At 54.1% G+C, this 26299-nt stretch carries 22 protein-coding genes; 18 read left to right on the top strand and 4 right to left on the bottom strand.

All coding sequences use genetic code 11. The features are described 5' to 3' along the window. Positions 1-283: 283 nt before the first annotated feature. From pmrB to eptA, 3 genes are read right to left on the bottom strand one after another with little or no spacing between them, the layout of a single operon-like run. A complete protein-coding gene (gene pmrB, locus AC6I77_RS11175; protein WP_008925381.1) occupies positions 284-1342 on the bottom strand; it encodes a two-component system sensor histidine kinase PmrB in 1059 nt (352 codons plus the stop codon). Further along, the gene (gene pmrA / locus AC6I77_RS11170) at positions 1339-2019 is read right to left on the bottom strand and encodes a two-component system response regulator PmrA (RefSeq protein ID WP_110411332.1); all 681 of its coding nucleotides are present in this window, start codon (positions 2017-2019) and stop codon (positions 1339-1341) included. Before pmrA ends, pmrB begins: the two co-directional genes overlap by 4 nt. Continuing rightward, complete coding sequence (eptA, locus tag AC6I77_RS11165; RefSeq protein WP_039660016.1) at positions 2019-3647, bottom strand: phosphoethanolamine transferase EptA; 1629 nt, start codon at positions 3645-3647, stop codon at positions 2019-2021. Before eptA ends, pmrA begins: the two co-directional genes overlap by 1 nt. Positions 3648-4100: 453 nt before the next feature. Here eptA and otsB point away from each other — a divergent pair, with 453 nt between their 5' ends. From otsB to flhE, 18 genes are all read left to right on the top strand, one after another. Next, on the top strand, positions 4101-4889 hold the full coding sequence (gene otsB, locus AC6I77_RS11160) for a trehalose-phosphatase (protein ID WP_003849131.1): 789 nt from the start codon (positions 4101-4103) through the stop codon (positions 4887-4889). After that, positions 4886-6322: an alpha,alpha-trehalose-phosphate synthase gene (otsA, locus tag AC6I77_RS11155; RefSeq protein WP_003849133.1), complete on the top strand. Its 1437-nt coding sequence runs from the start codon at positions 4886-4888 to the stop codon at positions 6320-6322. The genes otsB and otsA overlap by 4 nt, the downstream gene beginning before the upstream one ends. 1041 nt (positions 6323-7363) lie before the next feature. Beyond that, positions 7364-7717, top strand: coding sequence for a flagellar transcriptional regulator FlhD (gene flhD, locus AC6I77_RS11150; protein WP_003849135.1), 354 nt, complete (start codon positions 7364-7366; stop codon positions 7715-7717). Further along, positions 7714-8292, top strand: coding sequence for a flagellar transcriptional regulator FlhC (gene flhC, locus AC6I77_RS11145; protein WP_375150857.1), 579 nt, complete (start codon positions 7714-7716; stop codon positions 8290-8292). Before flhD ends, flhC begins: the two co-directional genes overlap by 4 nt. A gap of 132 nt (positions 8293-8424) precedes the next feature. Beyond that, positions 8425-9312, top strand: a complete 888-nt coding sequence (motA, locus tag AC6I77_RS11140; RefSeq protein WP_003849139.1) for a flagellar motor stator protein MotA — start codon at positions 8425-8427, stop codon at positions 9310-9312. Then, positions 9309-10250 carry a flagellar motor protein MotB gene (gene motB, locus AC6I77_RS11135; RefSeq protein ID WP_003849141.1) on the top strand — a complete coding sequence of 314 codons (942 nt, stop codon included), beginning with the start codon at positions 9309-9311 and terminating at the stop codon, positions 10248-10250. Before motA ends, motB begins: the two co-directional genes overlap by 4 nt. A gap of 11 nt (positions 10251-10261) precedes the next feature. Next, positions 10262-12244 (top strand): chemotaxis protein CheA, encoded by a 1983-nt coding sequence (gene cheA, locus AC6I77_RS11130; protein ID WP_003849143.1) that lies wholly within the window; start codon positions 10262-10264, stop codon positions 12242-12244. A gap of 23 nt (positions 12245-12267) precedes the next feature. Continuing rightward, positions 12268-12765 (top strand): chemotaxis protein CheW, encoded by a 498-nt coding sequence (cheW, locus tag AC6I77_RS11125; RefSeq protein ID WP_003849145.1) that lies wholly within the window; start codon positions 12268-12270, stop codon positions 12763-12765. Between the two features lie 158 nt (positions 12766-12923). Continuing rightward, complete coding sequence (locus tag AC6I77_RS11120) at positions 12924-14597, top strand: methyl-accepting chemotaxis protein (RefSeq protein ID WP_078804496.1); 1674 nt, start codon at positions 12924-12926, stop codon at positions 14595-14597. A gap of 193 nt (positions 14598-14790) precedes the next feature. Further along, the gene (locus AC6I77_RS11115; protein WP_039660023.1) at positions 14791-16353 is read left to right on the top strand and encodes a methyl-accepting chemotaxis protein; all 1563 of its coding nucleotides are present in this window, start codon (positions 14791-14793) and stop codon (positions 16351-16353) included. 105 nt (positions 16354-16458) lie between these two features. Then, positions 16459-18135, top strand: coding sequence for a methyl-accepting chemotaxis protein (locus AC6I77_RS11110; RefSeq protein ID WP_110411335.1), 1677 nt, complete (start codon positions 16459-16461; stop codon positions 18133-18135). A gap of 80 nt (positions 18136-18215) precedes the next feature. Next, entirely contained in the window at positions 18216-19088 is an 873-nt protein-coding gene (gene cheR / locus AC6I77_RS11105) for a protein-glutamate O-methyltransferase CheR (RefSeq protein ID WP_003849153.1), read from the top strand. Beyond that, on the top strand, positions 19088-20137 hold the full coding sequence (locus tag AC6I77_RS11100; protein WP_003849155.1) for a protein-glutamate methylesterase/protein-glutamine glutaminase: 1050 nt from the start codon (positions 19088-19090) through the stop codon (positions 20135-20137). The genes cheR and AC6I77_RS11100 overlap by 1 nt, the downstream gene beginning before the upstream one ends. A 39-nt stretch (positions 20138-20176) precedes the next feature. Continuing rightward, complete coding sequence (cheY, locus tag AC6I77_RS11095; RefSeq protein WP_010258559.1) at positions 20177-20566, top strand: chemotaxis response regulator CheY; 390 nt, start codon at positions 20177-20179, stop codon at positions 20564-20566. Between the two features lie 9 nt (positions 20567-20575). Then, positions 20576-21217 (top strand): protein phosphatase CheZ, encoded by a 642-nt coding sequence (gene cheZ / locus AC6I77_RS11090; RefSeq protein WP_003849160.1) that lies wholly within the window; start codon positions 20576-20578, stop codon positions 21215-21217. A 188-nt stretch (positions 21218-21405) separates the two neighbouring features. Then, positions 21406-22554, top strand: coding sequence for a flagellar biosynthesis protein FlhB (gene flhB / locus AC6I77_RS11085; protein WP_003849164.1), 1149 nt, complete (start codon positions 21406-21408; stop codon positions 22552-22554). Then, positions 22547-24640, top strand: a complete 2094-nt coding sequence (gene flhA / locus AC6I77_RS11080; RefSeq protein WP_003849166.1) for a flagellar biosynthesis protein FlhA — start codon at positions 22547-22549, stop codon at positions 24638-24640. Before flhB ends, flhA begins: the two co-directional genes overlap by 8 nt. Beyond that, entirely contained in the window at positions 24640-25032 is a 393-nt protein-coding gene (flhE, locus tag AC6I77_RS11075) for a flagellar protein FlhE (protein WP_105099091.1), read from the top strand. Before flhA ends, flhE begins: the two co-directional genes overlap by 1 nt. A gap of 140 nt (positions 25033-25172) precedes the next feature. Here flhE and AC6I77_RS11070 read toward each other — a convergent pair whose 3' ends face one another. Continuing rightward, complete coding sequence (locus AC6I77_RS11070; protein WP_497816933.1) at positions 25173-26171, bottom strand: aldo/keto reductase; 999 nt, start codon at positions 26169-26171, stop codon at positions 25173-25175. Between the last annotated feature and the right edge of the window lie 128 nt (positions 26172-26299).

Below are 26299 nucleotides of genomic sequence, written 5' to 3'. Positions count from 1 at the left end.
TGCCATTAAGTGTAGAGCACCCGGCGCGGAGAGCAGGAGCCTCAATGGTCAGAAATGCGAGGTTGATAGCGGAGGGAAGAGCGCTGACATTTTACTGCAGTATCGCGACCTTAAGGTTTCCTTAATATGCAGTCGCGATACTGCCCGCTCTAAGTGAGGATAATATTATGAAAACTGTACCTGTCTCTCTTCCTGTTACTGCTTCACGTCCGATGAGTGAATATGCTGCATTCCTGATTGCCGCAGCCACCGTTGTTCTTTTCCTGTCAGCCTGGTTTACTGCTTAAAATTTAACGACGGCCCGACACCCGCTTCGGTCGCGACGATTCCCCAGGAAAAACTGAAACCGGTGTAGCTGGACGATACGGCTGACAATGCTCAGCCCAAGTCCGATACCGCCGTAACGACTGTCCATGCGGATAAATGCCTTACTCAGCTCGCCACTTTTACTCTCATCGATACCGGGTCCCTCATCTTCCACCACCAACATCAGGTCGGGAGCAGAGAGCAGCTGCACACTGATCGTGCTGTTATCCGGGCTGTAGCGATGAGCATTCTCTACCAGATTACGCAACAACATCTTCAGCAGCGTGGCATCACCGCGCACAAACTGCTCCTGCGGCAAATCAAGCAACAGCGTCTGCTGATGCGCCTCCAGCATGATACTCAGCTCCGCCTCCATCGGCAGGATCACATCTTCGATCAGCCCGACGTTCTGATAGGTACCAGAGGTAAACGACTGCCCGGCACGCGCCAGATTCAGCAACTGCGACACGCTGTGTGTCATTTGATCCAGGCGCTGCACCAGCGGCTGAACTTTGACATCGCTATTACGCTCAATTAATTCCAGATGCAGACGTAATCCCGCCAGCGGCGTACGCAACTCATGCGCCACATCAGCAGTGAACAGCCGCTCGCGCTCGAGGCTGCTGTTCAGACGCGCGACCAGCTGATTGATCGCCTGGGTCACGGCATCGATCTCATGGACCTGACTGTAACAGGCGACAGGCTCGAGATTTTCTTCGCTGCGACTCTCCAGTTCACGCTGTAACTGATAAAGCGGCCGGGTAATCCATTTTACCGCCTGATAGCAAAGCAACAGCGTCAGAGTAATCATGACCAGACTAGGCACCGCCAGGCTGGCTACTGCTTCATGAATTTCACGTTTAACGTGACTGTCCATGTTACGTTTCTGCAACTGCGCTTCCACCAGAAACTGAATCTGCTCTTTACTCTCATGCCATAACCAGATCACGCTGATGATCTGAAAGACCAGCAGAATCAGGCCGATAGCCAGAATGAGGCGAAAGCGCATACTACGGTGATCGAAACCTCTTATCATGTTGCCTCACGAACGCCATCCTGCGTTACCAGCGCATAACCGAAGCCACGCACGGTGCGAATCGCGCTTTTACCAATTTTGTCACGCAGATTATGGATATGTACTTCCAGCGTATTAGTAGAAGGCTCGGTCTCCCAGTTGTAAATATCCTGGTAGAGAATTTCACGGTGCACCGGATTTCCAGCCTTGAGCATCAGCCGTGAAAGAATCGCAAACTCTTTAGGCGTCAGATCCAGCAGCGCGTCATTAAGCATAATCTGGCGATGGGTCATATCCAGTGCCAGCGCACCCACTCTGACATGACTGTCGCCCTGATTAACATGGCGGCGGATCAATGCGCGGATACGCGCCAGCAGCTCATCCAGCGAAAACGGTTTAATCAGATAGTCGTCAGCACCCGCGTCGAGTCCTGCAATCCGCTCGTTGATGGTGTCGCGCGCGGTCAGAATCAGCACGGGTGTCATCTGCTTCTGGCGACGCAGTCGTATCAGAAAATGCAGGCCATCTTCGTCCGGCAGGCCAAGGTCCAGCACCACCAGACTATAGAGGCCGCTGGCGAAGTGCGCTTCAGCGTCCCGCACGCGCGTCACGCCATCACAGACATAGCCTTCACCTTCCAGCGCCAGTATCAGACCCTGCAACAGCAGAGCATCATCTTCAACAATCAGTATCTTCATTAAGGTTGGCTCCGACACGACGTCAAAATATCATCCGCAGGCACATATTCGTGAGTCGCGGTGCCGGTTAATCCCAGCATGGTTGAAAACAGATTATCCTGTGAAAATTCGTCTGTCGCCGCCAGTTTATTCAGGCAACTGCGATTAACGGCATAGCGTTTCTGATAATCATCGGAAAGCCAGATCAGAAGCGGCACATGTTTCTGGGTATCCGGTGCAATAGCATAGGGCAGGCCATGCAGGTAAGCCCCGTTTTCACCCAGCGATTCGCCATGGTCTGACAGATAGACCAGGCTGGTGGTGAAGCGATCCTGATGCGCACGCAGTACGTTAATGGCTTTATCGACAATATGATCCACATTGACCAGCGTATTGTCATAAGTATTGATCAGCTGTTGCTGCGAACAGTCCTGTATCTGATTGGTATCACAGGTCGGTTCAAACTGACGGAACTGCGGCGGATAGCGATGGCTGTAAGTCGGACCATGACTGCCAATGGTGTGCAGCACGATCACCGCATTGCCTTTTAACTGACTGATGTATTCATCCAGACCGTGGAACAGCACGTCGTCATAACACTCACCCTCAATGCACATACCAGGCAGGTTCAGGCTGGTCATATCCTGATGTGGAACACGATCGCAGGCACCTTTACAGCCGCCATCGTTCTCATTCCACAACACGCTGATCCCGGCACGCTGAATGACATCGAGCAATCCTTCCTGGTGCGCGGCCAGCACATCATCATAATGTGCGCGCGGCATATTAGAGAACATGCACGGCACAGAAACCGCCGTAGCGGTGCCGCACGAGGTGGTGTGCGGGAAATAGATCACATCATCTTTCGCCAGTAAGGGATTGGTAAGACGGCCATAACCGCCCAGCGAGAAGTTTTGCGCGCGTGAGGTTTCACCCAGCACCAGAATCGTCAGATTCGGCTTGCCGCTGCTGCGGCTGGGTTGCAGGTGGGCATCTTCACCGATACGAATCAGCGGCGCGTTCTGCAGCTGCTCGTGTTTATACCAGGAGAGCGTCGCCGCAATGCTGTTAGAAGGACTAAGCGCTTTAACCAGCTCGCGGTTGTTGCGAAATAGCGAGGCGTAATCTTTATAGAAGAGCAGGGCGACCAGCACGATCAGTGCGGCTGAGAGCAGCACGCTGAGCAGTCGCGCCAGCACGCCGCGCCACCGCTGCTTTTTGATTCGCGGCCAGAACACCAGCAACGCCATCAGCACCCCTGAGCTAAGCAGGGTCACGAGCAGCTTTGGCGTGATCAGCGCAAAGGATTCCGAAGCCGTGGTGTCCATCATGTTGGTGATCATCGAGCGATCGACCACGATGTTATAGGTCTGAATAAAATATTGTGCCGACGCGGAGAGCAGAATAAACAGCACGGCCAGCAGGCGATCCAGCCAGATAAACGAGGCCAGTGTAATCACGATATTAATGACGCTAAAGGCGACCAGCGGCATCGATAAAAACACCAGCGTGGTATGCAGGTCGTTCAGCGGCATTATCGTCAGCACCTGACGGTAATAGGCAATATTAAGGAAAATCGCGATGTAAACCGCAGCCAGAATCAACAACGTAAGGCGGCTGATTAGCGGCCTTTTAAGGGTTAACGCCATGTGAGCAGGAACCAAAGTAATAAAAGTGTCACGAGAATGCACTTTCAATATTAGGAATACCTTAAGAAACTTAAGGTTTGAATGTGGCTGACTGGTGAGGCAGCGATACAACAACGGCCGCAGCGAACAGTGGATCGGCGAAGGCCCGTAAAGCTAAAAAAAACAGATGTGCAGTGCGCTGTTATGCTGTCTTAACCGCAGCGGCTGGCATGAAAACTGCATATTTCTGGCATAACCCCTGTTAATGACTACACTTAATGTGAAGATGTTCTCAGTTAGCCAGTATTGTCAGCAATGCGCTTGCAAGTTTGAGGAGTGTGACCTATTCAATCACCGCGTTTTATCCCTCAATCACCGTTTTATCAGAATTTCCCGCTTGCTGACCTGACTGCGTCAGGACATTCTTGTTTTAACTCAATGTTTTATTAAAATTCGATTTTCAGGAGAAGTAACGTGACTCAAGCGGCAGATACCCATGCCAGGTACCCGACATTAAGCAGCGGGCAATACGCCTTCTTTTTTGATGTCGACGGCACGCTGGCAGCGATACAGTCCCGTCCCGAAGCGGTATTTATTCCTGAGCAGGTCATTGCGCAACTGCAGCGACTGTCTGCACTCTCACAGGGTGCACTTGCGCTGGTTTCTGGCAGACCCATAGAACAACTTGATGCGCTGGCCGCGCCTCTGCACGGCCCGGCCGCGGGTGTGCATGGTGCTGAACGCCGTGATGCCGAGGGTAATCTGCATCGCATCAGCCTGCCCGCTGAGGTTGAGCAACCGCTCAGAACCGAACTGCAGGCGGCCATGGCCGCGTGGCCAGGCACTCAACTGGAGATCAAAGGCATGGCCTTTGCGCTTCATTATCGTCAGGCGATGCAGCATGAGCAGGATGTCATGCGACTGGCCGAACAGTCAGTAAAGCGTTTCCCGGGACTGGCGCTTCAGCCGGGAAAATGTGTGGTAGAAATCAAACCAGCAGGTATCGATAAAGGCGCCGCAATAGGCGACTTTATGCAGCAGTCCCCTTTTGCCGGACGTACGCCGGTCTTTATTGGCGACGATCTCACTGATGAGAAGGGCTTTCTGGCCGTCAACGAACGACAGGGCGTTTCTGTCAAAGTCGGCGAAGGGTTCAGCCAGGCCGATTATCGGCTAAGTGATGTCGATGCGGTTTACGGCTGGCTGGAAAAAACATTATTACTATTAGAGCAAGACAACGTCGGTAAGGAGTTTAGGTTATGAGTCGTTTAGTGGTTGTTTCTAACCGTGTCGCCATGCCAGATGGGTCTAAAACCAGTGCTGGCGGCCTGGCCGTAGGCATTCTCGATGCTCTGAAAAGCACCGGTGGAATGTGGTTTGGCTGGAACGGTGAAATCAGCGAGTTCACTGGCGAGGAGGTAGAGGACGTCAAGGTTCAGGAACATGAAGGTATCGAATATGCCTCGTTCCCGCTGAGCCAAAACGATTACGATCTCTATTATTGTCAGTTCTCCAATACAGTGATCTGGCCTGCCTTCCATTATCGCCTCGACCTGGTGCAGTTCCAGCGTGAAGCGTGGGAAGGGTATTGCGACGTCAATGATTCGGTGGCGCAGCGTTTAAAACCGCTGATCAAGCCTGATGATATTGTCTGGATCCACGATTATCACTTTTTACCGTTTGCCGCCGCACTGCGTCGCGCAGGCATCAATAATCGCATCGGTTTCTTCCTGCATATTCCGTTCCCGACGCCTGAAATCTTTAACGCGCTGCCACCACACAAAGAGCTGCTGGAAATGCTGTGTGAGTATGATCTGCTGGGCTTCCAGACCGAATCCGATCGGGTGGCATTCCTTGACAGCGTCAGCCAGCTCACGCAGTTACAGAATAAGGGCGACAAAAAGCATCGTGCCTTTGGCAACACCTTTATGACGGAGGTGTATCCGATCGGGATTGAGCCAGACAGCATTAAAGAGATGGCCGAAGGACCGCTGCCGCCGAAAATGGCTGCCATGAAGAAAGAGCTTGGCGATGCGCGCAACATCATTGCCTGCGAACGTCTCGACTATTCTAAAGGTCTTCCGGAGCGTTTCCTGGCTTATGAAGCGCTGCTGGAAAACTTCCCGGAGCATCGCGGCAAGATCCGCTATTCGCAGATCGCCCCAACTTCGCGTGGCGATGTGCAGGCGTACCAGGATATCCGTCATCAGCTGGAGACCGAAGCAGGGCGCATCAACGGTAAGTACGGCACGCTGGGCTGGACCCCGCTCTACTATCTTAACCAGCATTTCGACCGTCGCCTGCTGATGAAGATCTTCCGCCTCACCGATGTCGGTCTGGTGACGCCGCTGCGTGATGGGATGAACCTGGTGGCCAAAGAGTATGTTGCTGCGCAGGACCCGGACGATCCAGGCGTACTGGTGCTGTCGCGCTTTGCCGGGGCAGCAAATGAGCTGACCTCAGCGCTGATAGTCAATCCTTATGACCGTGATGAAGTGGCCGCCGCCCTGGACAAGGCGATTACCATGCCGCGTACCGAAAGGATTTCACGCTACAACGACATGATGGCGGTATTGCGTAAAAATGATATTACCGCATGGCGTGAAAGCTTCCTGAAAGACCTGGAACGTATCGACCCACGTAGCGTTGACCACAACACGGCCAACAAGGTTGCAACCTTCCCAAAACTGGCTTGATCTGAGTCCAGGTTAAGATGATAAAAGCAGCGATACCCGAGTCAGGGTTTCGCTGCTTTTTTTGGTACCGCTCACAGAAAAGCCGCCCCGCATCTGTTAAGGACCGTATGTGGTAAGCAGGCGTTAGTGCCTGCCGTGAGTGCGCAGAGTAGCTCGATTCCTGCAACCCCTGCGATCCCTGCAACGCCCACCATGTCCCGAACCCCGTCAGCACGGCCCCTGCCGCTTTATTTACCTTCTTTACTCAAGTTTTCCGACAGGCTGCCGATAGTATTAGTGCCAACCTATAACTCCTCGTTAATTCATTCGACATTCTTATGTAACCCCTTGTTACATCGGATATCTCAGCCCGGACACATCCCTGCAACTGTTAACACCCGTTGTCAGAAAATTCGCGTACTGCCGTATAAACCTTAACGGTTTCATTACTTACCTTCTGCGATACTCCCGTTAAGTAACTAATTTAACAGCAATTACGCGCACCGCCTGCCAGCACAATCTTCTGATAACGCGTGTTTGGCTGGTTCTAAATAGGGTGTTAAAACGATTAACACCCAATATTCATTCCGGACTGCTCAAAGCGTCGAATAGCGATGATTTTACCCCCTATTAAACCTTTCTCAGGACCAATTGGACTTAAAATTGCTCTTTTTTGAGCAAAAAATGACCGGTCGGTAAGAAATCGTAAAGGGTTGCTGAAGAAATTTGCCTTAAAAGTGTGATCTACGTCACACTTTATCTAAAATTACGCGTCACTGTCGTTGTATGTCGAAATCAGACGATATAGATTTGCCTTGTTTTCGGATTAGTCCTAAAAAACGTAAGAAGATGTCACGGAAGATGTCCAGAACTCGAAAATAGAATGGCATGGATTTTCGACCTTCGGTGGGTCTGAAACCCACAAAAAACAGAAGGCGAAAACGGTGACATTAATTATATGTGAAGTTTTTTTTGCCATCTTTTGATTTAACAAACAGCAGCTCGAACCGCAGAGTTTTCTCTGCGATACAGTTACGTCGCATCTCTCAGGATGGAAAAATAATGGGCACCTCTGAAGTACTGAAACATATTTACGATCTCAACTTGTCTTATTTACTGCTGGCACAGCGCTTAATTAACCAGGATAAAGCCTCAGCGATGTTTCGCCTCGGCATTGACGAGAAAATGGCGAACGCATTATCTGAATTAACATTGCCTGAAATGGTAAAAATGGCAGAAACCAATCAACTGGTTTGTCAATTTCGTTTTACCGACAGCAGCAGCATTAGTCGGCTGACGCAGGAATCTCGCGTGGATGATTTACAGCAAATCCATACAGGAATTCTATTATCCAGCCGTTTACTGCGTAATGCGTCTAAAGATGATGCGCCTGCTAAAAAGAGAGCAATGTCATGAGTGAGAAAAGTATTGTTCAGGAAGCACGTGATATTCAGCTCGCAATGGAGTTGATCACACTGGGTGCACGCTTACAGATGTTAGAGAGTGAAACCCAGCTCAGTCGTGGTCGTCTGATCAAGCTCTATAAAGAATTACGTGGCAGTCCGCCACCGAAAGGCATGCTGCCGTTCTCCACGGACTGGTTTATGACGTGGGAGCAGAACATCCATGCTTCGATGTTCTGTAACGCCTGGAAGTTTTTACTGAAAACTGGCCTGTGCAGCGGCGTAGATGCCGTGATTAAAGCTTACCGCCTGTATCTTGAACAGTGTCCTCAATCGGACGAGGGCCCACTGTTGGCGCTGACTCGAGCCTGGACCCTGGTCCGATTTGTTGATAGCGGTATGCTGGAACTGGCGGATTGTAAGTGCTGCAGCGGCAGCTTTATTAACCATGCGCATCAGCCGGTTGGCAGCTTTACCTGCAGCCTGTGCCAGCCGCCATCACGTGCCGTAAAAAGACGTAAACTTTCTGCAGAACCTGCCGATATATTTCCACAACTGCTGGATGAACAGGTTAAACACGCCGTTTAAATTTGTTCGCATTGTGGAAGCCATCCAGCAGCGGTTAATACCGCTGCTTTTTTTTTGCTTGCGGTTCAGGAATAGCACCTGCAGCTCTCTGGCTTAACTTCCACCAACACGTTACGGACGTAAGGATTTTTTGTGCTGATAATTATAGGTTACCTGATTGTTTTAGGCTCCGTGTTGGGCGGATATGCGCTGGTAGGTGGCCATCTTGGCGCGCTTTATCAGCCTGCTGAATTATTAATGATCGGCGGTGCCGGTGCGGGTGCTTTTTTAGTCGGCAACAATGGCAAGTCGATTAAAAAAACGCTGAAAGCGCTGCCTAAATTATTTCGCGGCTCTAAATACAATAAAGCCGTTTACATGGATTTAATGGCGCTGCTTTATCGCCTGATGGCGAAGTCGCGCCAGCAGGGGATGCTGTCGCTGGAACGGGATATTGAAGATCCGAGCCAGAGTGAAATTTTTGCTAATTATCCCCGTATTCTTGCCGATAAACAGTTAGTCGATTTTATCACTGACTATTTACGTCTGATGGTGAGCGGCAACATGAACGCCTTTGAAATCGAAGCGTTGATGGATGAAGAGATAGAGACCTACGAACATGAGTGTGACGTACCAGCGCAAAGTATTGCTGCAGTCGGTGATGGTCTTCCTGCATTCGGTATCGTCGCAGCAGTAATGGGCGTGGTTCACGCACTGGCTTCTGCTGACCGTCCGGCCGCTGAGCTGGGTGCGCTGGTCGCGCATGCGATGGTGGGGACGTTCCTGGGCATTTTGCTGGCGTACGGGTTTGTCTCCCCGCTGTCGTCAGTATTGCGTCAGAAGTGTGCGGAAACCACCAAGATGATGCAGTGCATCAAGGTGACATTGCTGTCGAGCCTGAATGGTTACGCGCCGCAAATCGCGGTGGAGTTTGGTCGCAAGACGCTTTATTCCGCCGAGCGCCCATCGTTCAGCGAACTGGAAGAGCACGTGCGTAACGCCAAGAACCCGGCTAAACAGACGTCAGACGAGGCTTCATGAAACACGGCAATCGCCCAATTGTGCTGATCAAAAAGCGCAAACATAAAGGCCATGAAGGCAGCCACGGATCGTGGAAGATTGCCTACGCCGACTTTATGACGGCGATGATGGCCTTTTTTATGGTGATGTGGCTGCTCTCTATCGCCAACCCGCAGGAGCTGGTGCAGATTGCAGACTACTTTAAAACACCCCTTAAAGTTGCGATTACCGGTGGTCAACGCAGCAGCGACAGTACCAGTCCAATCCCTGGCGGCGGTGACGATCCGACGAAAAAGATTGGTGAAGTTAATAAAGTTGTCGATATGGATGCCCAGAAACGCAAGCTGGATGAGATTCGTCTTAACCGTTTGCGTGAAAAGCTCGACCAGTTGATCGAAGCGGATCCGCGCCTTAAAACGCTGCGCCCGCATCTGATCATCAACATGGTGGAAGAGGGGCTGCGTATTCAGATTATTGATAGTCAGAATCGCCCGATGTTTAAAACCGGTCGGGCCGAGGTGGAGCCTTATATGCGCGATATCCTGCGTGCAATAGCGCCCATCCTTAATGACATCCCGAACCGCATCAGCCTGGCCGGACATACCGACGATTTTCAGTATGCCAGCGGTGATAAAGGCTACAGCAACTGGGAACTGTCGGCTGACCGTGCGAACGCCTCACGCCGTGAACTGGTTATTGGCGGCCTGGACAGTGGCAAGATTTTACGGGTGTTAGGCATGGCCGACACCATGAGCCTGAAAAATCGTGGCGGGAATGATGCAGTAAACCGCCGCATTAGCCTGCTGGTGTTGAACCACGACACCGAAGCGGCAATTGAAAAAGAGAACGCAGAAAGTGATGCCGTCCAGATCAGCGATCCGGCGGCGATTGAACAGATTACCGCACCTGCAACACCAGGCAGCGCGGTGAATACAGCAGCCCCCTCACAGCCGAGGTGATTCCCGTGAGTATGGACATCAGCGATTTTTACCAGACGTTTTTTGATGAAGCCGATGAGCTATTAGCGGATATGGAACAACACCTGTTGGGTCTGGACCCACAGGAGCCAGATTCGGAACAGCTTAACGCCATCTTCCGTGCCGCTCACTCCATAAAGGGTGGGGCCGGAACCTTTGGTTTTACGGTATTGCAGGAAACGACTCATATCCTGGAAAACATTCTGGATGGTGCTCGTCGCGGCGAGATGCAGCTCAGCACCGACATCATCAACCTGTTTTTGGAAACCAAAGATATTATGCAGGAACAGCTCGATGCTTATAAAACCGCGCAGGAGCCTAACGCGGAGAGCTTCAAATATATCTGTGAAGCGCTGCGCCAGCTGGCGTTAGAGGCCAAAGGTCTGCCGGTTGAAGCACCGGCCAGTGTTGCCACTGCCAGCGCAGAGCCCGCCAGCACCAGCGGCCTGCGTGTACAGCTGATCGATCTCAAAGAGAAAGAGGTCGATTTGATGCTGGAAGAGATGAGTAATCTGGGCACGCTGACCAATGTGCAGAAGGGCAGCAACATGCTGGACGTCTGCATTGATGGCGTCGGTAAAGATGACATCGTGGCGGTGCTCTGTTTCGTCATTGACGAAGCGCAAATTCGCTTCCCGGCAGCTGATGACGCTGTTGCTGAGCCGGTTGCCGTCGCCGCTCCCGCCGCACCTGTGGTGGAAGAGGTTCACACCGCGACCGTCACCGAACTGCCTGTGGCAGCGGCGAAGCGTGAAACTAAGCGCGCTGCAGCGCCGGCTAAATCAAGCGAATCCACCAGCATCCGCGTAGCCGTGGAGAAAGTCGATCAGCTGATCAACCTGGTGGGCGAACTGGTGATTACCCAGTCAATGCTCGCCCAGCGTTCCGGCGAACTCGATCCGGTGGCGCACGGCGACCTGCTGAACAGCATGGGTCAGCTGGAGCGTAACGCCCGCGATCTGCAGGAATCGGTGATGTCGATTCGTATGATGCCAATGGAATATGTCTTCAGCCGCTTCCCGCGTCTGGTGCGTGACCTGGCAAGCAAACTTGGCAAAGAGGTCGAACTGACATTGCTGGGCAGTTCAACCGAACTCGATAAGAGCCTGATTGAACGCATCATTGATCCATTAACACACCTGGTGCGTAACAGTCTTGACCACGGTATCGAAACGCCAGAGAAACGCCTTGTCGCCGGTAAAGTGGCAACCGGTAACCTGACGCTTTCAGCGGAACATCAGGGTGGCAACATCTGCATCGAAGTTTCTGATGATGGTGCCGGTCTGAACCGTGAACGTATTCTTGCAAAAGCACTGTCATCGGGCCTGCCAGTCCATGAGAACATGAGCGACGAAGAGGTCGGCATGTTGATTTTCGCACCAGGCTTCTCTACAGCGGAGCAGGTGACGGATGTTTCAGGACGCGGCGTCGGTATGGACGTGGTGAAACGAAATATCCAGGAGATGGGCGGTCACGTTGAAATCGCCTCGAAGCAGGGCAAAGGCACGACCATTCGTATTCTGCTGCCGCTGACGCTGGCCATCCTTGATGGCATGTCCGTTCGCGTCGCCAATGAAGTCTTCATTCTGCCGCTGAATGCGGTGATGGAGTCGCTGCAACCGCGTGCCGAAGATCTCAAACCGATGGCCGGTGGCGAGTGCGTACTGGAAGTCCGTGGTGAATATCTGCCACTGGTTGAGTTGTGGAACGTCTTTGATGTGCAGGATGCTAAAACCGAAGCCACTCAGGGCATCGTGGTGATCCTGCAAAGCGCGGGCAAACGCTATGCGCTGCTGGTCGATCAGCTGATTGGTCAACATCAGGTGGTGGTGAAGAACCTGGAAAGTAACTATCGCAAAGTGCCGGGCATCTCCGCTGCCACCATTCTTGGCGATGGTAGCGTAGCGCTGATTGTCGATGTTTCAGCACTGCAATCACTTAACCGTGAAAAACGTGTGGCTGGCGCTGCCGCCTGATTGATAACGAAAGGGTAAATAACATGAATGGAATGGCAACCGTGACAAAAATTGCTGGCGAAACTGTGGGTCAGGAGTTTCTGGTCTTCACGCTGGGCGACGAAGAATACGGCATCGATATCCTCAAAGTTCAGGAAATTCGCGGTTACGATCAGGTAACACGTATTGCGAATACCCCTGATTTTATCCGCGGAGTGACTAACCTGCGCGGTGTCATCGTGCCCATTATCGATCTGCGCGTGAAGTTTGCGCAGCCCGATGTTGAGTACAATGAAAACACTGTGGTTATCGTGCTGAATCTGGAAAATCGTGTGGTTGGTATTGTGGTTGACGGCGTTTCTGACGTGCTGTCGCTGACTCAGGATCAGATCCGACCTTCACCGGAGTTTGCGGTGACCATGTCGACCGAGTACATGACCGGTCTGGGTGCACTGGGCGATCGCATGCTGATTCTGGTCGACATCGAAAAGCTGCTGAGCAGCGACGAGATGGCGCTGGTTGATAATCTGCGTAGCGCGTAATCGGGTTATCACGGGCTGGTTAACACTGGCCCGTGATAGTTTCATCGCGAACAAGCCTTTTGAAATCATAGAATAAAGCGACTCCCCCTAATTTCCCGCTATCACCTGCCGATAATCCCTGCGTCACTTTTTAATTACCTCCTTTTTCAGGGTTACGCATGTTAACGAAAATCCGTGTTGTCACCAGTCTGTTGCTGGTATTACTGGTGTTTGGGCTGTTACAGGCCTTCTCCGGTTCCGTCTTTTACTCCGCATTAAGTCACGATAAGCAAAGTTTCGCTGTTTCTCAGCTGGCGATGCAAAATACGCAGGCGCTAAATGATGCCTATATGAGCCTTAACCAGAGCCGTGTATTACTGACACGCATTCAGCTCCGTCTCGCCACCAGTAAACTGGAAGGCAAAACAGCAGATGTTGCCACGCTGTTTACAGACAGTCAGCGCTTCCAGCAGGAGGCAGAGGGCTTCTATAAGACGTTCAAAGAAACGCCAGATACGCCAGGACAGGATCAGCAACTTAACGACCAGCTTGATCAGCGATACGGCGACTATGCGACCGCGCTTAACAGCCTGCAGAGCGCGCTGCAGGTCAATGATATGGTCGCGGCGGGCAAAGCCCCGGTTGCACCGAGCCAGAGTGCCTTTTTGACGTTGTACCGCGAGTGGCGGGCCGACCAGAGTCGGCTGACTACACTGGGCGTGGCAGAGAACAGCAGTGCTTATAGCCATATGATGTGGATCCTTGCCACCATTATGGCTGCCGTGGTGGCGGTGATCGTGTTGTGCTGGTTTGGCCTGCGCAAAATCGTGATGACGCCACTGAACAGCAGCATTCATCACATTCAGCATATCGCCCGGGGCGATTTAACCCAGCCGATCGTGGTGGAAGGGCGCAATGAAATGACCCAGCTCGCGGCCAGCCTGCATGATATGCAGCAGTCGCTGGTGCGCACCGTAACCAATGTACGTGAAGGATCGGATGCGATTTTCACCGGTGCCAGCGAGATCTCTGCCGGGAATAATGATCTCTCCGCTCGCACAGAACAACAGGCGGCCTCACTTGAGCAGACGGCAGCCAGCATGGAGCAGCTCACCGCCACGGTAAAACAGAATGCTGAAAACGCCCGCCAGGCGTCACAGCTGGCACTCAGCGCCTCCGAAACCGCAGAGAAAGGCGGAAACGTTGTGGCTGGCGTGGTGAAAACCATGAGCGAAATCGCCGGCAGCTCGAAGAAAATTGCCGATATCACCAGCGTGATTGATGGGATTGCGTTCCAGACCAATATTCTGGCGCTTAATGCGGCCGTTGAAGCGGCGCGTGCCGGAGAACAGGGTCGCGGTTTTGCTGTGGTGGCGGGTGAAGTGCGCAGTCTGGCGCAGCGCAGCGCCCAGGCGGCCAAAGAGATCAAAGGATTGATCGATGACTCCGTGAGCCGGGTCAACGTCGGTTCGCAGCTGGTTGGCACCGCGGGCGAAACCATGAGCGATATCGTCAGTGCCGTCACACGCGTCACCGACATCATGGGTGAAATTGCCTCGGCGTCGGACGAGCAGAGTCGCGGCATCGATCAGGTCGGTCAGGCGGTTACTGAGATGGATCGCGTGACCCAGCAGAACGCCTCGCTGGTGGAGGAATCCGCTGCGGCGGCCGCCTCGCTGGAAGACCAGGCCAGCCGGTTAAGCCAGGCCGTGTCTGTGTTCAACATTACACGCGGCACCGTGCAGCAGACACTGACAAAGCATCTGCCGATTGCCGCGCCAGCCACGGTTGCGCAGATCCCCCGCAAAGCCCTGACGGCCCCCGTCAGTGATACCCACTGGGAAACCTTCTGATGTCCCGTTGCGCATCCTGAGGGATGCGCAACACTCCCCGTTATTCCTCTGCTTAAAGCCAAACTCAGCAGCTCATGCTGATAAAAATAATTACAAAAGCCACTTCTCTCCTGAAAGCGCCAAAAAGCGTTAATTAATCCTGAAGGGTCGCCGATATAGCCGCTGCACCTTAATCAACCTGCAGGGGAACAAGATGTTAAAAAAAATAAAAGTGGTAACCAGTTTAATCGCAGTACTGGTTATCTTTGGCGCGCTCCAGTTAGTCTCTGGCAGCCTTTTTTGGTCAGCACTGAATAAAGACAAAGCTTCCTTCGCGCTGTCTCAGGTCTCTAATCGTAATGTTACTGAGATGACAGATGCTTATATTTCCTTAAACAACAGCCGTACCACGCTGAACCGCGGCATGCTTCGGTTACAGACCAGCATGGCTTCGCAGATGAACGGCGGTCAGCTTGATGAACTTATCACCAAAGCCAATAACCAGTTAGCAGAGGCCGATCGTCACTTCAAAATCTATTACCATCTGCCTACCACCGCTGGTCTTGACGAGACGCTGGGGGACAAGCTTGAAGCTGATTACGGCAATTATGAAAACGGCCTGAAAGCGATGGTAAAAAGTCTGCAGGCGCGTGACCTGGAAGGGATGTTCAAACAGAACATCGAACAGAAGCAGGTGGCGATGCAGGAGAGTTACAATAAATGGCGTGCGCTGCAGACTGCACTTTCTGACAAGGGCATGGAACAGAACCACAACGCGTACACCCAGATGATGTGGCTGCTGGCCACCATTGGCGTTGCGGTACTGGCGGTGATTATTACCTGCTGGTTTGGCCTGCGTCAGGTGCTGATTCAGCCCCTGCAACAGCTGCTGGCACAGATTCGTGCTATCGCTTCCGGTGATCTGACACAGACTATTGTGGTTGAGGGACGCAATGAGATGAGCCAGCTGGCCGCAGGCATCCATGAGATGCAACAGTCTCTGGTGATGACCGTGGGTAATGTCCGTGATGGCTCAGATGCCATCTTTACCGGTGCCAGCGAAATCGCCGCCGGTAACAACGACCTGTCGTCACGCACCGAAGAGCAGGCCGCCTCACTGGAACAGACTGCCGCCAGCATGGAGCAGTTGACCGCCACGGTGAAGCAGAATGCGGACAACGCCCGTCAGGCGTCGCAACTGGCGCTGACCGCCTCCGAAACCGCACAGCAGGGCGGGAAAGTGGTTAATGGCGTGGTCACCACGATGAAAGAGATTGCGGACAGCTCGAAGAAAATTGCTGACATCATCAGTGTGATCGACGGTATCGCCTTCCAGACTAATATCCTGGCGCTGAATGCCGCCGTTGAAGCCGCGCGGGCCGGTGAGCAGGGGCGTGGTTTTGCAGTAGTGGCGGGTGAAGTGCGCAGCCTGGCACAGCGCAGCGCCCAGGCCGCAAAAGAGATCAAAGGCCTGATTGAAGACTCGGTCTCTCGCGTTAACGATGGGTCACTGCAGGTTGAAAGCGCCGGCAGTACCATGAATGAGATTGTGGGTGCCGTGACCCGCGTTACCGACATCATGGGCGAAATCGCCTCAGCGTCTGATGAACAGAGCCGCGGTATTGAACAGGTCGGCGTGGCCGTCACTGAAATGGATCGCGTGACGCAGCAGAATGCTTCTCTGGTGGAAGAGTCTGCCGCTGCCGCCGCCGCTCTGGAGCAGCAAGCCAGCGTTCTGACCCAGGCAGTCTCCGTATTCAAAATTTCCCGCGCCTGATTTTCTGCTTTTCACCATGGCAGCGGCTTTAAGCTGCTGCCATGCATAAAGTTCCCCCTGACTCCGCCGATAAATAAACACGAATCGCCAACCAATGAGGTGTGTATGTTTAGTCGTGTACGAGTCGTTTCCGGCCTGCTGTGTGTGCTGGCGCTGTTTGCGCTGCTGCAGCTTTTTTCCGGTGGAATGTTTTTCAAAACTGTTAGCTCAGATAAAGAGAATTTTGCTTATAACCAGCGTCTGAATACGTTGCAACAGGCGATGGGCACCTCATGGGTTTCGCTTGTTCAGGCGCGCAACACCCTTAACCGCGCCGGTATCCGTTTTTTGCAGGATGCACAGATGTCGGGGTCGGGAGCCAGCGTGAAAGAGCTGGTCGCCCTGGCGGGCGAGGAGCTGAAACAGGCCGAAGCCAGCTATCAGATTTTCAACGATAACCTGTCAGAAAAGGGCAAAACAGCTGAAAACGTCCTGACGTTACAGGCCAACTATAAGGCCTATCACGATGCCCTGGCAGAACTGATGGTCTTCTTCACGACCGGTAACTTCAAAGGTTTTGTCGATCAGCCTACGCAAAGTTTCCAGGACAAGTTCCAGAAAGATTACAGCGCCTGGCTTGAGCACAACAAAGAGCTTGCAGAGGAGGGTGTAAAAACAAACCAGCAGGCTTACAGCCGCTCTATCACCATTGTCATTGCCACGCTGGCTGTGACATTGCTGATGATTGTTCTGGTGTGGAACGTGATGCGTTCAGTGCTGATCCGTCCATTGCGTCAGAGCATTGAGCACATCCAGCACATTGCACGTGGTGATCTGACCCAGCCGGTTGAGATTAACGTACGAAATGAAATCGGCGAATTGCTGATTTCACTGCAGCACATGCAGCAGGAGCTGGTGCGTACCGTTCGCACTGTCCGTGATGGCTCCGACGCCATCTATACCGGCGCCAGCGAAATTTCCATCGGCAATAACGATCTCTCTTCGCGAACGGAACAGCAGGCCGCCTCGCTGGAGCAGACTGCCGCCAGCATGGAGCAGCTCACCGCAACCGTGAAACAGAATGCTGAAAACGCCCGTCAGGCGTCGAAGCTGGCGCTGACTGCCTCAGAAACCGCGCAGCAGGGCGGCAAAGTGGTGGATGGCGTGGTCACCACCATGAAAGAGATTGCGGGCAGCTCTAAGAAGATTGCCGATATCACCAGCGTGATTGATGGCATTGCTTTCCAGACCAACATCCTGGCGCTGAATGCCGCGGTTGAAGCCGCGCGTGCCGGAGAACAGGGTCGTGGTTTTGCGGTAGTGGCGGGTGAAGTCCGCAGCCTGGCACAGCGCAGCGCCCAGGCCGCCAAAGAGATTAAAGGGCTGATTGAAGATTCCGTTAGCCGCGTTAATACCGGCTCAGTGCTGGTAGAGAGTGCCGGTGACACCATGAGCAACATCGTCAGCGCGGTTACCCGCGTCACCGACATCATGGGTGAGATCGCCTCCGCGTCAGACGAGCAGAGCCGTGGCATTGACCAGGTGGGCCTTGCGGTGACCGAGATGGATCGCGTTACACAGCAGAACGCCTCACTGGTTGAAGAGTCAGCCGCCGCCGCTGCAGCGCTCGAAGATCAGGCAAGTCACTTAAAACAAGCGGTTTCAGTGTTCAATATTGGTAAAGAATTTGTCGCTCAGGCCGTTAACAAGACAACGGCGATGAAAACTCTCCAGTTAGATGCACCGTTAGCCGTTGGTCGTTCGTCTGCGTCACGCGGCGACGACAACTGGGAAACCTTTTAAACGCCCGTGGTCCGGTCGCTGTTATAGCGCCGGGCATCGCAGCAGACAGTTAATGTATAAAGTTCGGGCCAGGTGCAGAGATGAAAAAATCGACGATTTTAGATCAAAATGAGACGACAACGCTGCTGTCGCAAATGGTGCAGCGTTTGCCGCTCTCCGATACGCATTTTCGCCGTATCAGCCAGCTGATCTATCAGCGTGCCGGCATCGTATTGGCCGACCACAAGCGTGAGATGGTTTACAACCGTCTGGTTCGTCGTCTGCGTACGCTGAATATCGACGATTTTGGTCGCTACCTGGCGCTGCTGGAGTCCGATCCAAACAGTGCCGAGTGGCAGGCTTTTATCAATGCGCTGACGACCAACCTGACCGCGTTCTTCCGCGAAGCGCATCACTTCCCGATTCTGGCGGAGCATGCACGTAAGCGACAGGGCAACTTCAGCGTTTGGAGTACCGCAGCGTCAACGGGTGAAGAGCCTTATTCGATCGCCATGACGCTGGCGGAAACGCTGGGCACAGGACCTGGCAAGTTCCAGGTTCATGCCAGCGATATCGATACTCAGGTACTGGAAAAGGCGGTGGCAGGGGTTTACCGCCAGGAAGAGCTGCGCACGCTGTCACCGGCGCAAATGCAGCGTTTCTTCCTGCGCGGAACCGGTCCGCATGCCGGTATGGTGCGGGCGCGTCCCGAGCTGACCAATATGGTCACTTACGCGCAGCTTAACCTGCTGGCGAATGACTGGGCGCTGCCGGGTCAGTTCGACGCTATTTTCTGTCGCAATGTGATGATCTATTTCGATAAAGAGACGCAGGAGAAGATTCTGCGTCGGTTTGTCCCACTGCTAAAACCGGGCGGAATCCTGTTCGCCGGACACTCAGAAAACTTCAGTCAGATCAGTAAAGAGTTCTGGCTGCGTGGGCAAACCGTCTATGGACTGACGAAGGAAAGATGATGAGCAAAATCACCGTGATGTGCGTAGATGACTCTGCGCTGATGCGGCAGTTGATGACAGAGATCATCAACAGCCATCCGGATATGGAGATGGTCGCTACGGCGCCCGATCCGCTGGTCGCCCGCGATTTGATCAAGCAGTTCAATCCGCAGGTGCTGACACTGGATGTGGAAATGCCGCGCATGGATGGCCTCGATTTCCTGGAAAAACTGATGCGGTTACGGCCAATGCCGGTGGTGATGGTTTCATCGCTGACCGGAAAAGGCTCCGAAATTACGCTGAGGGCGCTGGAGCTGGGCGCGGTGGATTTCGTGACCAAGCCGCAGCTCGGCATCCGCGAAGGGATGCTGGCGTACAGCCAGATGATTGGCGACAAAATTCGTGCGGCTTCCCGTGCGCGCCTGCACAACCGCACAGCGATGCCGGTGCCGGCAACACTGAAAGCGGGTCCGCTGCTGAGTAGTGAGAAGCTGATTGCGATTGGCTCCTCAACCGGCGGAACTGAGGCGATTCGCCATGTGCTGCAGCCGTTACCGGCAACCAGCCCGGCACTGCTGATTACCCAGCATATGCCGCCAGGCTTTACCCGCTCCTTTGCCGAGCGGCTGAACAAGCTGTGTCAGATCACGGTAAAAGAAGCCGAAGATGGTGAACGTATTTTGCCAGGCCACGCCTATATCGCTCCAGGCGCAATGCACATGGAGCTGGGCCGAAGTGGTGCCAACTATGTGGTGAAACTGAATGAAGGGCCCCCGGTAAACCGGCACAAACCCTCTGTGGATGTGCTGTTCAAATCGGTGGCGATTAACGCCGGACGAAATGCGGTGGGGGTCATCCTCACCGGAATGGGCAACGATGGTGCGGCCGGGATGCTGGAAATGCACCGGGCAGGCGCCTGGACCATCGCCCAGAACGAAGCCAGCTGTGTGGTATTTGGCATGCCGCGTGAGGCTATTGCCACGGGCGGCGTGAGCGAAGTCGTAGATTTAAGCAACATCAGCCAGCACATGCTGGCGAAAATTAGCGCCGGACAGGCATTGCGTATTTAACAGGCCCGTCCCGCCGGGCGAGACAACTCAGGAGTAGATATGGCAGATAAAAACATGCGCTTTTTGGTAGTAGACGACTTCAATACGATGCGTCGTATTGTGCGTAACCTGCTGAAAGAGCTTGGCTTCAATAATGTAGAAGAAGCGGAAGATGGTGTGGATGCCCTCGGCAAACTGAAAGCGGGTGGTTTCGACTTCGTGATTTCCGACTGGAACATGCCAAACATGGATGGCCTGCAGCTGCTGCAGACCATTCGTGCTGACGCGGCAATGAGTTCGCTGCCGGTGTTGATGGTCACTGCGGAAGCCAAGAAAGAGAACATTATCGCCGCCGCCCAGGCGGGTGCCAGTGGATATGTAGTGAAACCTTTCACTGCGGCAACCCTGGAAGAAAAGCTGGGTAAAATTTTCGAAAAACTGGGCATGTAAGGGGATGTGATGAGCGACTTTCCGAAACCAACTGAGGATGCCGCGGCACACGACATCATTTCACGTATTGGCTCTCTGACGCGCATGCTGCGCGACAGTCTGCGCGAGCTGGGGCTGGATAAAGCCATTGCCGATGCGGCTGAAGCCATTCCTGATGCCCGCGATCGTCTGGATTATGTTGTGCAGATGACGGCGCAGGCCGCTGACCGTGCGTTGAACTGTGTTGAAGCAGCACAACCTCATCAGGATAAAATGGAAGCCGGGGCAACCCAGCTGAAAGGACGTTGGGATGAGTGGTTTGAGAACCCAATTGAACTGGGTGATGCGCGGGAGTTGGTGACGGATACGCGCGCATTCCTCACCGCCGTGCCAGAGCATACCGCCTTTACCAACAAGCAGTTGCTTGAAATCATGATGGCGCAGGATTTCCAGGACCTTACCGGTCAGGTGATCAAGCGTATGATGGATGTGATTCAGGAAATTGAGCGCCAGCTGTTAATGGTGCTGCTGGAAAACATGCCAGAAGTCAGTGCTGAAAAGCGTCAGGAAGGCACCAGCCTGCTGAACGGACCGCAGATTCACGCTGATGCTCCAGGCGTGGTGGCGAACCAGGATCAGGTTGATGACCTGCTGGACAGCTTAGGGTTTTAAGCGTCGTTCGCCCGCGTGCGGGCGAAACAGCGGCATATTATATTAAACAGGGTCACCTTCCGGTGGCCCCGTTCTGCATTGTCAGATCCATCCCCGAAAGAACGCCTGTTTTTCCCATCTTATCTCCGCTTTGACTTAAGCCAGATTTGGCATCCTATGCTCAGAATTCCTGCCAACCGAGGTTTGTCGTGTCTGATAGCGACGAGGACAAAACAGAATCGCCCACGGCCCACCGACTTGAGAAAGCGCGTGAAGAGGGCCAGATTCCGCGTTCGCGCGAACTGACATCCGTACTGATGCTGCTGGCCGGCATCATGATCCTGTGGATGGGCGGCAACATGATGGCGCACCGGCTGGCGGCGATGGTCGCTACCGGGCTTCGTTTTGACCACGGCATGGTCAGAGATGACAAAATTATCGTCAGCCACATTGGCAGCCTGATCACGCAGGCACTGATGGCGCTGCTGCCGCTGATGGGCGGTCTGGTGCTGGTGGCGATTGCCGCCCCTATGCTGCTGGGCGGTATCGTTTTCAGCGGTAAATCGATCAAGTTTGATCCGAAAAAGATGAACCCGATTGCCGGCTTTAAGCGAATGTTCGCCGCTCAGGCCTGGACCGAACTGTTTAAAGGGATCCTCAAGACTATCCTGGTTGGCGCAGTGGGCTGGTGGTACATCTGGAGTCACTGGCCTGAGATGCTGCGGCTGATCAGCGAAGCACCGGTGACCGCGCTCATCCACGGCATGGAGATGATTGCGGTCTGCTGCTCGCTGGTGATGCTGGGGCTGATACCGATGGTGGGCTATGACGTTTTCTGGCAGCTCTACAGCCACTTTAAAAAGCTGAAGATGTCGATGCAGGAGATTCGCGACGAGCATAAGCAGCAGGAAGGCGACCCGCATGTTAAAGGACGCATCCGTCAGCAGATGCGCGCCGCTGCACGACGCAGAATGATGGCAGATGTGCCAAAAGCCGATGTCATCGTTACCAACCCGACGCACTACTCCGTCGCCCTGCAGTACAACGAGAAAAAGATGAGTGCGCCAAAAGTTGTCGCGAAAGGGGCCGGCGAGATCGCCCTGAGAATTCGTGAACTGGCTGCTGAACACCGCATCCCGGTTCTGGAAGCACCGCCGCTGGCGCGTGCGTTATATCGTCATACCGAAATTGGTCAGCACATCCCTGGCGCGCTGTATGCTGCCGTGGCCGAGGTGCTGGCGTGGGTCTGGCAGTCGCGTCGCTGGAAGCGCGAAGGCGGCCTGATTCCAACCAAACCAAAAGACCTGCCGGTTCCGGCAGAGATGGACTTTGCAGGAGAGAGCAAAAACGATGGCTAATAACCTGGCCGTAAAGCTACGTCTACCGGGCTTTAAAGATATGCAGTGGCAGGTACTGGCCGGGCCGGTACTGATCCTGATGATCCTGTCGATGATGGTTCTGCCATTGCCGCCGTTTATCCTCGATCTGCTGTTCACCTTTAACATTGCGCTGTCGATCATGGTCCTGCTGGTGGCGATGTTCACCCAGCGGACCCTGGAATTTGCGGCGTTCCCGACCATTCTGCTCTTCTCAACATTGTTGCGTCTGGCGCTGAACGTTGCGTCAACCCGTATCATCCTGATGGAAGGGCACACTGGTGCCGCTGCGGCCGGACAGGTGGTTGAAGCGTTCGGTCACTTCCTGGTGGGCGGTAACTTCGCCATCGGTATCGTGGTGTTTATCATCCTCGTGATCATCAACTTTATGGTTATCACCAAGGGTGCCGGTCGTATCGCGGAAGTGGGTGCGCGCTTTGTGCTGGACGGCATGCCCGGTAAGCAGATGGCAATCGATGCCGACCTCAACGCCGGTCTGATCGGTGAAGATGATGCCAAACGCCGCCGTGCAGAAGTGACCCAGGAAGCCGACTTCTACGGTTCGATGGACGGTGCGAGTAAGTTCGTACGTGGTGATGCCATCGCCGGTATCATGATCATGGTCATCAACGTCATCGGCGGTCTGCTGGTGGGCGTGGTGCAGCACGGTATGGATGCGGGTCATGCCGCAGAAACCTATACGCTGCTGACCATCGGTGATGGACTGGTCGCGCAGATCCCGGCGCTGGTTATCTCCACTGCTGCCGGTGTTATCGTGACGCGCGTTGCCACCGATCAGGATGTCGGTGAGCAGATGGTCACTCAGCTGTTCAAAGATCCCCGCGTACTGATGCTCAGCGCCGGGGTGATTGGCTTACTGGGTCTGGTGCCTGGCATGCCTAACTTCGTTTTCCTGCTGTTCACCGCTGCCTTACTGGGTCTGGCCTGGTGGTTGCGTGGTCGCGAAGCACAGCCGAAGAAGAAAGTGGACGTTGCAGGCAGCATCAGCAACAAACCAGCCGACACGCCAGCCGCCACCGAAGCGTCCTGGACCGATGTGCAGCTGGAAGATACCCTGGGCATGGAAGTGGGCTACCGCCTGATTCCGATGGTCGATCATCAGCAAAACGGTGAGCTGCTGGGACGTATCCGCAGTATTCGTAAGAAAGTTGCTCAGGATGTTGGTTTCCTGCCGCCGGTGGTGCATATCCGTGACAACATGGAGCTGCCGCCTGCGCGCTATCGCATCCTGATGAAAGGGGTAGAGATTGGTAGCGGTGATGCCTATCCTGGCCGCTGGATGGCGATTAACCCGGGCACGGCTGCCGGAAGTCTGCCTGGTGAAGCGACCGTCGATCCCGCCTTTGGTCTGGCAGCGGTCTGGATTGATAGCGCACTCAAAGAGCAGGCGCAGATTCAGGGCTTTACTGTCGTCGAGGCCAGTACCGTTGTGGCAACCCATCTCAACCATCTTATCGGCCAGTTCGCCAGCGAACTGTTTGGCCGTCAGGAAGCGCAGCAGCTGCTGGATCGCGTAACCCAGGAGATGCCGAAACTGACCGAAGATCTGGTGCCAGGCGTGATTTCACTCACCACGCTGCACAAGGTGCTGCAGAACCTGCTGGTGGAGCGGGTGTCGATTCGCGATATGCGCACCATCATCGAAACGCTGGCGGAACACGCGCCGGTGCAGAGCGATCCCCAGGAGCTGACCAGCGTGGTCCGTGTGGCGCTGGGCCGTGCGATTACGCAACAGTGGTTCCCGGGTAATGACGAAGTGCAGGTTATCGGGCTCGATTCAACGCTGGAGCGTCTGCTGTTGCAGGCGTTGCAGGGTGGTGGCGGACTGGAGCCGGGTCTGGCCGATCGGCTGTTGAGTCAGGCACAGGCCGCATTGCAGCGCCAGGAGATGCTGGGAGCACCGCCGGTGCTGCTGGTCAATCATCCACTGCGTGCGCTGCTGGCGCGATTCCTGCGCCGCAATCTGCCACAGCTGGTGGTGCTCTCAAACCTGGAGCTGAGCGATAACCGTCAGATCCGTATGACTGCCACCATTGGAGGCAAATAATGCGCAGACTGATCATGGCATTGTTAATGATGCCACTGATGGCTCAGGCGGCTGGAGGGGCCTGGAGTGCCTCGGCTAACGGGCCGCTACTGGCGAACCGTGGCAGCTGGCAACGGGCGCAGCCGCTGACGCCACCCGCCGGCGTTGGTGGGGAAGTCAGCATCATTAACTGGCGTTATGAGCTGAGCAGGCCGGCGCCCTCTGGCCTGGAAGTGCGGCTGTGCGGCGAACAGCGTTGCACGTCGCTTGAAGGTGCCAGCGGCACCACGCGCGGGCTGGCGCATCTGAATGCCGGTGAGACATTGCACATGGTGTTTGGTTTTGCGGGCAGTGGGGCGCTTCCACCCGGATTACGGGTGGTCAGCAGTGAAGTGATGGTCAATTACGAATAATGAATCAGCAACGTTGATGCCTGCGCGGGACACGCCGATGCACATCAGATATGTGCATCGGCTGTTACGTCGTTTACAGAGCAACAATTAACGCACTGACTCTCAGCCGATACATCAGGCACCGACGCAAAGGTCAGAATTCAGGCATTAACGCCTTTCATTCCCTCTTCCGAGTAACGCCCCCCTTTAACTTCTATTTGCCGGTGAAGTGCATTCAGCAACAGGAGATCGTTCTCTTCCAGCTGAATATCCGCGGCCTGCGCGTTTTCATTAAGATATGCGATCTGCCTGGTGCCCGGTATCGGCACAATTCTTTCATACTGGGCCAGGAGCCAGGCCAGCGCAATCTGCCCGGTGGTGGCGTGATATTTATCCGCCAGCGGCGTAATCGCATTTACCAGCTGCAGGTTGTGATCGATATTCTCCTGCTGGAAACGCGCGTTATTTTTGCGGAAATCATCCCCGGCAAAATCACTGTTCTGGCGGTATTTACCGGTCAGAAAACCTCTGCCCAGCGGGGAATAGGGCACCAGACCGATACCGAGCCGTTTCACCGCTGGCAGGATGTCTTCTTCAATGTCACGCGTCCACAGAGAATATTCCGTCTGCAGCGCGGCCAGCGGATGGACGGCGTGCGCCCGATTGAGCGTGGCAGCAGACGCTTCACACAATCCAATACGGGCAATTTTCCCCTCTTTTACCAGACGGCTCAGACACTGCATGCTCTCCTCAATCGGTGTTGCCGCGCTGATACGATGCAGATAAAAGAGATCGATACGCTCGACGCCCAATCGTTTCAGGGAGGCATGGCAGCTGCGGGTAATGTAGTCCGGCTTATTGTTAATGGTACGGGCATAAGCCTCATCTGCCGGACGCTCGATACCACATTTGGTGGCGACGGTGAACGTCAGGCGTTCAGCCTTGCTCATCCCGGCAAGAAACTCACCGATCAGCTGCTCATTGTGGCCACGTCCGTAAAGATCGGCGGTATCAATGAAGGTGATATCCAGGTCGCGCAGCTGGCTAAGCAGCTGGAGAGACTGGCGGTCGTCGGAGTGACCGTAAAATTCGCTCAGCCCCATTGCGCCATAGCCTATGGCGCTGACATCCAGACCCTGACTTAAGGTTCGCTTTTTCATTGTTTCTCCTCGTGAGTGAAAGGCGATTGTTTCACCCCGCGTGAAGGCAATGAATTGCTCTTTTCGTCATGCAAAAAAGGTATCAGGAAAGGTAAGACCGGGGACAACACAGGAGCGGGCGGAACCGC

The sequence above is a fragment of the Pantoea sp. X-Soil-ISGK-259 genome (assembly GCF_059730705.1).
The sequence above is the reverse complement of the archived record's forward strand: the minus strand, read 5'-3'. Positions and strand labels throughout refer to the sequence as shown.